This window comes from Pantoea sp. CTOTU46764 (assembly GCF_031974595.1).
In the GTDB taxonomy this organism is placed as follows: domain Bacteria; phylum Pseudomonadota; class Gammaproteobacteria; order Enterobacterales; family Enterobacteriaceae; genus Pantoea; species Pantoea trifolii.
Genome location: NZ_DALYOQ010000105.1, coordinates 1 through 11,058, shown reverse-complemented (window position 1 = coordinate 11,058; position 11,058 = coordinate 1). Strand labels below are relative to the sequence as shown.

General features: G+C 56.2%; 6 protein-coding genes. 1 reads left to right on the top strand and 5 read right to left on the bottom strand.

The genetic code is table 11. From position 1 onward, the window contains the following. Nucleotides 1-172 precede the first annotated feature (172 nt). On the bottom strand, nucleotides 173-3,856 hold the full coding sequence (gene metH, locus RTM06_RS21940) for a methionine synthase (RefSeq protein ID WP_312184706.1): 3,684 nt from the start codon (nucleotides 3,854-3,856) through the stop codon (nucleotides 173-175). A gap of 197 nt (nucleotides 3,857-4,053) precedes the next feature. On the opposite strand from metH, the gene iclR reads away from it, so the two are divergent. Next, a complete protein-coding gene (iclR, locus tag RTM06_RS21935; protein WP_008109838.1) occupies nucleotides 4,054-4,887 on the top strand; it encodes a glyoxylate bypass operon transcriptional repressor IclR in 834 nt (277 codons plus the stop codon). Here iclR and aceK read toward each other — a convergent pair. The 4 genes from aceK to metA form a co-directional block, all read right to left on the bottom strand. Next, entirely contained in the window at nucleotides 4,884-6,617 is a 1,734-nt protein-coding gene (aceK, locus tag RTM06_RS21930; protein WP_312184705.1) for a bifunctional isocitrate dehydrogenase kinase/phosphatase, read from the bottom strand. The genes iclR and aceK overlap by 4 nt on opposite strands. Nucleotides 6,618-6,669: 52 nt before the next feature. After that, nucleotides 6,670-7,971, bottom strand: coding sequence for an isocitrate lyase (aceA, locus tag RTM06_RS21925; RefSeq protein ID WP_256698103.1), 1,302 nt, complete (start codon nucleotides 7,969-7,971; stop codon nucleotides 6,670-6,672). Nucleotides 7,972-7,987: 16 nt separating this feature from the next. Further along, complete coding sequence (gene aceB, locus RTM06_RS21920) at nucleotides 7,988-9,586, bottom strand: malate synthase A (RefSeq protein WP_312184703.1); 1,599 nt, start codon at nucleotides 9,584-9,586, stop codon at nucleotides 7,988-7,990. Nucleotides 9,587-9,851: 265 nt separating this feature from the next. Continuing rightward, nucleotides 9,852-10,781: a homoserine O-succinyltransferase gene (gene metA / locus RTM06_RS21915; protein WP_312184702.1), complete on the bottom strand. Its 930-nt coding sequence runs from the start codon at nucleotides 10,779-10,781 to the stop codon at nucleotides 9,852-9,854. Nucleotides 10,782-11,058: the final 277 nt, after the last annotated feature.

Here is an 11,058-nt window from a genome sequence, read left to right as displayed (position 1 = left end):
GAGCGAAGTGAAGGTACCGCGCTAGCGGCGCGAGGACCGCCGGACCAAAAGTGACTCCGGCCTGCGCACTCGCCGCTGGCTTAATTGACAAACATTAAGCCATTTATGGCGACCTTTTTAATTTGTGCATACATATAGAAGGTCGCCATGAATGGCGACCCTACGAGATGCGTTAATCCGCGTCGTAACCCAGGTTCGGCGCCAGCCAGCGCTCGACGTCACTCACGCTCATGCCTTTACGCGCCGCGTAATCTTCTACCTGATCGCGCTGAATCTGCGCCACGGCGAAGTACTTGCTGTCGGGATGGCTAAAGTACCAGCCGGAAACCGCTGCGCCTGGCCACATGGCGAACGATTCGGTCAGCTTCATGCCGGTGTGTTTTTCCACCTCCAGTAACTGCCAGATCGGTGCTTTCTCAGTGTGTTCCGGACAAGCCGGATAACCCGGCGCAGGACGAATGCCCTGATAATTTTCGCGAATCAGCTCTTCGTTGCTGAGATTTTCATGGGCGGCAAAGCCCCAAATCACCTTACGCACGCGCTCGTGCAGGTACTCGGCAAAGGCTTCGGCCAGACGATCCGACACCGCTTTCACCATGATTTTGTTGTAATCATCGTGCTGCTTGTCGTACGCCTCGGCCAGCGCATCTTCCTCAATCCCGGCGGTAACCGCAAACGCACCGAGATAATCGGCTTTGCCGCTGGATTTCGGTGCCACGAAGTCGGCTAAACAGTAGTTGGCGAAGTCGGTTTTTTCGGTCTGCTGACGCAAGTGATGACTGACGCACAGCACCTGATTGCGGTTCTCATTGCTGTAGATTTCAATGTCATCGCCGACACGGTTAGCCGGGAAAATTCCCACCACACCGCGTGGATTGAGTGTGCCGGTCTCACTCAGCATATCGAGCATGGCGTTGGCGTCGGCAAACAGGCGCTTAGCCTCTTCGCCCACCACGTCATCTTCCAGAATGCGCGGATATTTGCCGGCCAATGACCAGGTCATAAAGAACGGCGTCCAGTCGATGTAATTGCGCAGGGTTTCAATGCTGGCTTCCACCGGACTCACGCCAAGACGGTGCGCCACCGGCGGCGTGTAGCTTTCCCAGTCGATGGCGTAATCATTCTCGCGCGCAGTTTGCAGGCTCACCGGCGGGGTGCGCGGTTTTTTACGCCCGTGCTGAATACGCACCGTGTCGTACTCTTTGCGCGTGCGCGCCACGAAATCTTCTTTCAGCGTCTCGGAGAGCAGCGATGACACCACGCCGACGGTGCGAGAGGCGTTCTGCACGTAGACAGTTGGACCGCTGTAGTTCTGTTCGATCTTCACGGCGGTATGCGCTTTCGAAGTGGTCGCGCCGCCAATCAGCAGCGGGATGGTGAAGCCCTGACGCTCCATCTCTTTCGCCACGTTGACCATTTCATCCAGCGACGGCGTGATCAGGCCGGAAAGCCCGATGATATCGGCGTTCTCAGCGATCGCGGTTTTGAGGATTTTGTCGCTCGGCACCATGACGCCGAGGTCGATAATTTCGTAGTTGTTACACTGCAGCACCACGCCGACGATGTTTTTGCCGATGTCATGCACGTCGCCTTTTACCGTCGCCAGCACGATCTTGCCGTTGCTGCGTCCGGCTTCTTTACTCGCCTCGATATAGGGTTCGAGGTACGCTACCGCTTGCTTCATCACGCGCGCCGATTTCACTACCTGCGGCAGGAACATTTTGCCCTCGCCGAACAGATCGCCGACCACGTTCATGCCGGACATCAGCGGCCCTTCGATTACCTGAATCGGACGTTCATAGCCCTGACGCGCCTCTTCAGTATCCAGCTCAATGAATTCGGTGATGCCTTTAACCAGCGAATATTCCAGACGCTTAACCACGTCCCAGCTGCGCCATTCGGCTTGCTGTTTCTCCTGCTCGCCATCGCTTTTGCTGCCGCGATACTTCTCCGCCAGCTCCAACAAGCGCTCGGTGCCGTCGTCACGGCGGTTCAGCACCACGTCTTCCACCGCGTCGCGCAACTCGGCAGGCAAATCGTCGTAAATCGCCAGCTGACCGGCGTTGACGATGCCCATGTCCATGCCGTTGCGGATAGCGTAATAGAGGAACACCGCGTGAATGGCTTCGCGCACCGGTTCGTTGCCACGGAACGAGAACGACACGTTGGAGACGCCGCCGGAGATCATCGCGTGCGGCAGTTCGCGCTTGATGTCTTCACAGGCGCCGATGAAATCCATCGCGTAGTTATTGTGTTCTTCAATGCCGGTCGCGACGGCAAAAATATTCGGATCGAAAATGATGTCTTCAGGCGGGAAACCGACCTCTTCGGTCAGGATCTTGTAGGCGCGACGACAGATCTCGATTTTGCGTGCACGCGTATCCGCCTGGCCCACTTCATCAAACGCCATTACCACCATCGCTGCGCCATAACGACGCACTTTACGCGCGTGCTCGATGAAGGGTTCAACGCCCTCTTTCATCGAGATGGAGTTGACGATGCCTTTGCCCTGAATGCACTGCAGGCCTTTCTCGATCACTTCCCATTTCGAGGAGTCGATCATGATCGGCACGCGTGCGATATCGGGTTCGCCCGCGATCAGATTGAGGAAGCGCACCATCGCCGCTTCGGCATCCAGCATGCCTTCATCCATGTTGATATCGATGATTTGCGCGCCGCTCTCCACCTGCTGGCGCGCCACATCCAGCGCTTCGTTGTATTTCTCTTCTTTAATCAGGCGCTTGAACTTGGCTGAGCCGGTTACGTTGGTACGTTCGCCGACGTTGACGAACAGCGAATCAGCCTGAATATTCAGCGGTTCAAGCCCGGCTAAGCGGCAGGCAACCGGAATCTTTGGCAACTGGCGCGGCGCAACGCCGTCTACCGCTGCCGCCATCGCCGCGATGTGTTCTGGCGTGGTGCCGCAGCAGCCGCCGATAATATTGAGGAAACCGGCGCGCGCCCATTCGCCAATTTGCTCGGCCATAATCGCCGCATCGAGATCGTATTCACCAAAGGCGTTGGGCAAGCCGGCGTTCGGGTGCGCGGTGACGTAGCCTTCAGCAATACGCGACAGCTCCGCCACATACTGGCGCAGTTCATCCGGGCCCAGCGCACAGTTGAGGCCGAACGACAGCGGTTCGGCGTGACGCAGCGAGTTATAGAAGCCTTCAGTGGTTTGGCCGGAAAGCGTACGACCGGACGCATCGGTGATGGTGCCGGAGATCATCAGCGGCAGCTTCACGCCCATCGCTTCCATCTCGGCCTGCACCGCGTAGATCGCCGCTTTGGCGTTCAGGGTATCGAACACCGTTTCGATCATGATGAGGTCGGAACCACCAGCAATCAGCGCATGTGTGGATTCACGGTAGGCTTCCACCAGCTGATTAAAGGTTACGTTTCGATAAGCGGGATCGTTGACGTCCGGCGAGATCGAACAGGTGCGGTTAGTCGGGCCCAATACGCCCGCCACATAGCGCGGACGATGCGGCGTTTTCGCCGTCCATTCATCGGCGCTGGCGCGCGCCAGCTTGGCGGCTTCGAAGTTGATCTCCGCCGACAGCGCTTCCATCGCGTAATCGGCCATCGCAATGGTGGTGGCGTTGAAGGTGTTGGTTTCCAGAATATCCGCGCCGGCGGCGAGGTAGGCATCGTGGATTTCGCGGATGACGTCCGGTTTGGTCAGCACCAACAGATCGTTGTTGCCCTTCAAATCAGATGGCCAGTCGGCAAAGCGGCTGCCACGGAAATCCTGCTCACTCAGTTTATAACTCTGGATCATGGTGCCCATGCCACCATCCAGAATCATAATGCGTTGTGCCAGCTGCTGCTGCAGCATTTCTGTTTTGTTGCTCACTCTCGCCCCGTCCACGTCATTGCGTTGGCTAATATGCCAGCCAGACATACTGGCACAACTTGCAGGTGATCAAAAGTCAGCTCAGATGAGACATTTTCAGCTATCAGGCATTACAGGTCTGACCAGAAAGTCAGCGTTTGCATTAATGCAGTTAAAAACGAAAATGGTTTCCAGCATTGATGCGAATTGGAGACGTTATGGCAACCCCTGCGCCTGTTAAACGCGGCAAGAAACCCCGTGCTACAACGACACCCACCAGCGCGCCTGTCGGCGGGCAAGTACAATCTCTGACGCGCGGCCTGCGCCTGCTGGAGCTGATTGCCGAATCCCACGGCAGCGTGGCGCTGACCGAACTGGCGCAACAGGCCGGTTTACCCAACTCCACCACTCATCGCCTGCTCTCCACCATGCAGCAGCAAGGTTTTGTGCATCAGGTGGGCGATTTAGGTTTGTGGACTATTGGTTCGCACGCCTTTGTGGTGGGCAGCAGCTTCCTGCAGAGCCGTAATCTGCTGGCGATTGTCCATCCGCTGCTGCGCAAGCTGATGGAAGATGCCGGTGAGACGGTGAATCTGGCGGTGCTGGATCTCAGCGATTATCAGGCGGTGATCATCGATCAGGTGCAGTGTACGCAGCTGATGCGCATGTCCGCGCCGATTGGTGGCAAGCTGCCGATGCATGCATCCGGCGCCGGTAAAGCGTTTCTGGCGCATCTCAGCGATGAGCAAGTTACCGCGCTGCTGCATCAAAAAGGATTGCATCACTACACGCCGAAAACGCTGATGTCGCCGCACAGCCTGAAGGAGAATCTGGCGCTGATTCGTAAGATGGGCTTTTCGCACGATGATGAAGAGCACGCGCTGGGTCTGCGCTGCGTTGCGGCACCGATTTATGACGAACATGGCGAACCCTTCGCCGCCATCTCAATCTCCGGCCCGATTGCGCGCATGACTGACGACCGCATCACCGAGCTCGGTGCGCTGGTGATCCGCGCCGCCAAACAGGTGACCCAAACCTACTCTGGCCGCTAAGCGGCCACCGAAGCATAGCGCGCGCTGAAACGCTGGCTGGCGCGCCACGCAATCACCTCTTCAATATGCCCTTCGCGGATGCGCGTTTGCAGCGCGCGCCACCAGTTGGGATCAAACAGCTGCGGATGCAGCGCCTGCAGCAGTTTGCCGGTCGACGGTTCGCTGCACAGCGCATAGCGGAAAGTTTCCGGGAACACATCATCCGGCCCAACGCTGTACCACGGCTCGGCCTGCAGCTCATCTTCTTCATAACGCGCCTGCGGTACATCGCGGAACACCAGTTCGGTCATCGGGCGGATTTCGTCGTAATCGTAAAACACCACGCGGCCGTGACGCGTCATGCCAAAGTTTTTGTACAGCATGTCGCCGGGGAAAATGTTCGCCGCCGCCAGCTGACGAATCGCATCACCGTATTCGCCAATCGCGTGCTGGCGCTGTTCCGGCGAAGCCTGGGCCAGCCACAGATTGAGCGGCTCCATGCGGCGTTCCAGCCACAAATGGCGGATGATCACCAGGTCATCGCGCAGCTCGATTTTTTCCGGGATATCGCGCTCAAACTCCGCCATCAGTTCAGCCGGAATACGCGCGCGCGGTAACGCAAAGTGTTCAAATTCCTGGGTATCCGCCATGCGACCGACGCGATCATGCTCCTTAACCATGCGATAGCAGTCGCGCACCTGCGCATCGGTGACCTCTTTTTGCGGGGCGAAGCGGTCTTTGATCACCTTAAATACCCGATCAAAACCCGGCAGCGTGAACACCATCATCACCATGCCGCGAATGCCGGGCGCGACGGTAAAATCTTCCTGACTGTGCGCCAGATAGTGCAGATATTCACGATAACACTCGGTTTTGCCGTGCTTCTGGCAACCAATCGCCATGTAGCGTTCAGCCACGGTTTTGCCCGACAGAATCGGTTGCAGCCACGCCACCAGCGCGGCGGGCACCGGCGCGTAGACCATAAAATAGGCACGGGCGAAGCCAAACACGATGCTGGCATCATCGCTATCGGTGAGACAGGTGTCGATCCACAATCGTCCTGCATCATCGCGCTGAATCGGCAGCAAACAGGGCACCATGCCATCGCTCAGCTGCAGGCGCGCCACGATCCATGCGGTTTTGTTGCGGTAAAACAGCTCGCTGGCGACATCCAGCGTTGCCGTCGCCAGTTGCGCGGCACCAAACTGCTCGTGCAGATGGCGCACAATCCAGCCGATATCGCGCGTTTGATCCTGCCACGTTAAGCGCAGCGGAATGTCATTCAGCACCTGACGCAATGTTTCCTGCCAATTGTGTTGCGGGCGATAAAGACGTGACAACGGACGCTGGGCAACCGGCGCAGGCGCATACGGCTGTGACGGCAAGATAAACAGACGTTCGGGCGACAGATGGCTGTGGCCCTGCAAACGGCAATAGACCGAGTTGAAGAAGCTTTCGGCGATTTCATGGCGCGGATAGCCGGGTAGCAATGTTTCGTAATGGCTTTTCACTCGCAGCCAGAACGCGTCATCCCAATCCGACGTGTCATTGAGAATGCGCAGCTGGTTGGTGACGAGGCCAACGTGGTGATCGTAAAGGTGGATACGCGCTTTCATGGCCTGCTGCACCGCGTGCCAGTCAGCCTGCTCGAAGCGCTGTTGTGCGCCAGCGGTAATATCCAGAAAGCGGCCATACTGCGCGTCAAAACCTTGCAGGATGGTGTGGGCGATCAGCGATTCTCTCGGTGTCATCGGCAACGCTCCGGGGGAAATGGTCGCCATGAATGGCGACCCTACGACGGCTTTAGAATTGCGCGGCTTCGGTGGAACCGGTCAACGCGGTCACTGAGGATTGTCCGCCCTGAATGATATTGGTGACGCGATCAAAATAGCCGGTGCCGACTTCCTGCTGATGCGACGAGAAGGTGTAGCCCTTATCGCGCGCCGCAAACTCTGGCTGCTGCACTTTTTCCACGTAATGACGCATGCCTTCGCCCTGCGCATAAGCGTGCGCCAGGTCGAACATGTTGAACCACATGCTGTGAATCCCGGCCAGCGTGATGAACTGGAAGCGATAGCCCATTTCGCTCAACGCCTGCTGGAAACGAGCGATGGTGCGATCGTCGAGGTTCTTCTTCCAGTTGAATGATGGCGAACAGTTGTAGGCCAGCAGTTTGCCGGGATACTGCGCGTGGATCGCGTCGGCAAAACGCTGCGCCATCTCCAGATCCGGCGTTGAGGTTTCGCACCACAACACATCGGCATAAGGCGCATACGCCAGCCCGCGACTGATCGCCTGTTCAATCCCGGCATGGGTGCGGAAGAAGCCTTCCGAAGTACGCTCGCCGGTGATAAACGCCGCGTCGCGCGGGTCGCAGTCGGAGGTGATCAGATCGGCGGCATCCGCATCGGTGCGCGCCAGCAATACCGTCGGGACGTTCATTACGTCTGCGGCCAGACGCGCCGCCACCAGTTTCTGAATCGCTTCCTGCGTCGGGACTAATACCTTGCCGCCCATGTGGCCGCACTTCTTCACCGCCGCCAGCTGATCTTCAAAATGCACCGCGCCTGCACCGGCCTGAATCATCGATTTCATCAGCTCGAACGCATTAAGTACGCCGCCAAAGCCCGCTTCCGCATCGGCGACAATCGGCAGGAAGTAATCAATAAAATCATTATCTTCTGGCGATACACCGCTGGCCCACTGAATTTGATCGGCTCGCTGGAAGCTCTGATTAATCCGCTCCACCACATTTGGCACCGAATTCACCGGATACAGCGATTGGTCGGGATACATCTGCCCGGCCAGGTTAGCATCTGCCGCCACTTGCCAGCCGGAGAGGTAAATCGCTTCTATACCGGCTTTCGCCTGCTGCACTGCTTGTCCGCCGGTCAATGCGCCAAGGCTGTTGATGTAGCCTTTGCTCGATTCACCATTCAGCAGCGACCAGAGTTTAGTGGCACCGCGCTCCGCCAGCGTACAGGCGGGATTGACCGAACCGCGCAAATTAACCACATCCTCCGCACTGTACGGACGAGTGATTCCCTGCCAGCGTGCATCATTCCAGCTCGATTCCAGTTGTTTGATCTGTTGCGTACGATTCATCGTCATATCTCCAGGTTCAAGGCAGCAGGCGGTAGCCCGGCAGAGTGAGGAAGGAAACCAGTTCGTCATCGGTGGTGATTTGCGCCATCAGCGCGGCAGCATCGTCAAAGCGTCCATTCTGGAAACGCTCTGCGCCAACGGTTTGCTGCAAGGCAGCCAGCTCTTCCGCCAGTAGCCGTTCAAACAGCGCCACCGTCACCGGTTGGCCATCGCTGAGAATTTGTTTGTGATGAATCCATTGCCAGATGGAGGTACGAGCGATTTCAGCGGTGGCGGCATCTTCCATCAATCCGTCAATCGGTACGCAGCCGTTACCGCTGATCCAGGCTTCCAGATATTGCAGCGCTACGCGGATGTTGGCGCGCATGCCGGCTTCGGTGCGCTTACCGCGACACGGCGCCAGCAGACGCTCGGCGGTGATTGGTGCATCCTGCTCACGTGTGATGTGCAGTTGATTAGGTTGATCGCCCAGTCGACGGTCAAACTCCTCCATCGCGATATCTGCCAGGCCGGGATGCGCCACCCAGGTTCCGTCGTGACCGTTGCCCGCTTCGCGCGCTTTATCTTCCTGCACCTTCTGCGTCACCCATAAATTGCGCTCCGCGTCTTTGCTCGGAATCAGCGCCGACATACCGCCCATTGCCAGCGCACCACGGCGATGACAGGTTCTGATCAGCAGGCGTGAATAAGCATCAAGGAATGGCTGATCCATGCTGATTTGCTGGCGATCCGGCAGGATACGATCGGGATGCTGGCCCAGCGTTTTGATGTAGCTGAAGATGTAATCCCAACGGCCACAGTTCAAGCCCACCACGTGATCGCGCAGTTCCCACAGGATCTCATCCATCTGGAATACCGCCGGCAGCGTTTCGATCAATACCGTGGCTTTGATGGTGCCGCGCGGCAGATCGAAGCGATCTTCACTGAAGCGGAAGATCTCACGCCACCACGCCACTTCAGCGGCATGCTCGGTTTTCGGCAGATAGAACCATGGCGCGTGGCCCTTCTCCAGCAGCGCTTCAACGTTGTGGAAAAAGTAGAGCGCAAAGTCGAACAATCCGCCGGGAATGGCCCGATCGCGCCACTCCACATGCTTTTCATTCAGATGCAGACCGCGCACCCGACACATCAGCAGCGCCGGATTGGCGCGCAGCTGGTAGATCTTGCCGGTTTCACTGGTGAAGCTCAGCGTGCCATTGACGGCATCGCGCAAGGTTAATTGTCCGTCGATCAGCTTCTGCCAGGTTGGCGCCAGTGAATCTTCAAAATCGGCCATGAAGACGTTGACGTTCGCGTTGAGCGCGTTGATCACCATTTTGCGATCCGGCGGCCCGGTGATCTCCACGCGACGATCTTGCAGCAGCTGCGGAATAGGACGAATCTGCCACGCATTTTCACGAATGGAAGCGGTTTCCGAATCAAAGCCGGGTAACTCACCTTGATCGTAACGCTTCTGTCGTTGCTGGCGTGCTTTCAGCAGGCGTTCGCGCTCTGGTGCGAAACGCACCACCAATGCGTGTATAAAGTCGATCGCTTCTGGGGTAAGCAGCTGCTTTTCCGCGTGGGTAAAGGGCTGGTTGAAGGTTAGCGTATTGCTGATAACCGAGTCTGTCATGCGGGCTGCCTCCTGGGTTGATCCATCGTTTAACGATCGGATCCGGATGTAGGGTGTTTTATAACCTGCAAGATCAGAGCATAATGATTTTTATTTTATTTTCAAAAACTATTTCCATTTTTATATTTATAGTGAATTATAAGATTGATATTTATGTAATTTAATCTCTCGAATTAAAGGCAATTACTTCCACCCCTGAACAGAAGGCAAAAAAAAGCCGCGATAGCTTTCGGCTAGCGCGGCAGGATCAAATCAGATGTTGGAGTTATTCGAGCGTTGGGTTCATTCGACGCAGATCGAACGGCGTGATCTGATAAACGTAGTAGTTCAGCCAGTTGGAAAACAGCAGATTGCCGTGGCTACGCCAGGTGGCGCGCGGCGGCAATTCTGGATTGTCGTGTGGGAAATAGTTGAACGGCACGTCCGGCTGTAGGCCCGCATCGTAATCGCGATGATATTCACCTGAAAGCGTCAAAGCGTCGTACTCAGGGTGGCCGGTGACAAACGCCAGGCGCTTATCTTTGCTTGCCATCAGATACGCGCCGGTTGATTCCGATTCGGCAAACAACTCGAGATCGGTGTAATCGCGGATCAGCTGGCTTGGGAAATCGGCATAGCGTGAATGCGGGGCCAGGAAGTTGTCATCAAAGCCACGCGTCAGTAAAGCATGTGGATGCAGGATTTGGTGCTCATAAACACCGGACAATTTGTTCTGCCGCGTTTGCTTAGGAATGCCATACAGAATGTTGAGTGCCGCCTGAACCGCCCAACAGACAAAGAGCGTGGAGGTGACGTGCTCATTCGCCCAGTGCAGCACGCGCTGAATCTGCGGCCAATACGCGACATCATTGAAATCGACTAATCCCAGCGGCGCGCCGGTCACAATCAGTCCATCGAAATTATCGTTTTGGATGTCTTTAAAGTTGCAGTAGAAGTTGTTCAGATGCTCTGTCGGCGTATTGCGCGACTCGCGGCTATCAATGCGCAGCAGCTGCACATCAATCTGCAACGGTGAGTTTGAGAGCAGGCGCAGGAACTGGTTTTCTGTCTCAATCTTCTTTGGCATCAGGTTAAGAATCAGCACTTTTAGCGGACGGATCTCCTGAACACTGGCGCGCGACGACGTCATGACAAAGACATTTTCATCACGCAAAAAATTCACTGCCGGTAATTCGTCGGGAATCCTGATTGGCATAACCTGCTCACCTCTTACTGATAACCGTATACACGTTTAGACATCCAGATGCCCGACATTAGCGTGTTATGTCGAGAATGTCGAGTCTTCATGCGGTTTATGAAAATGTTTCAGCTTTAGGTGGGATTTGGAAAAATCGCTAGGGAGATGAGTATGTCATGTGGCGAATTTTAGCTTCAGGATGGTACTAAATCTGAAGTGTTTTTCTAAATTTCAGACGTAAAAAAGCCCCGAACTTTCGTTCGGGGCTTCTTCACTTAATTGATGCCTGGCAGTT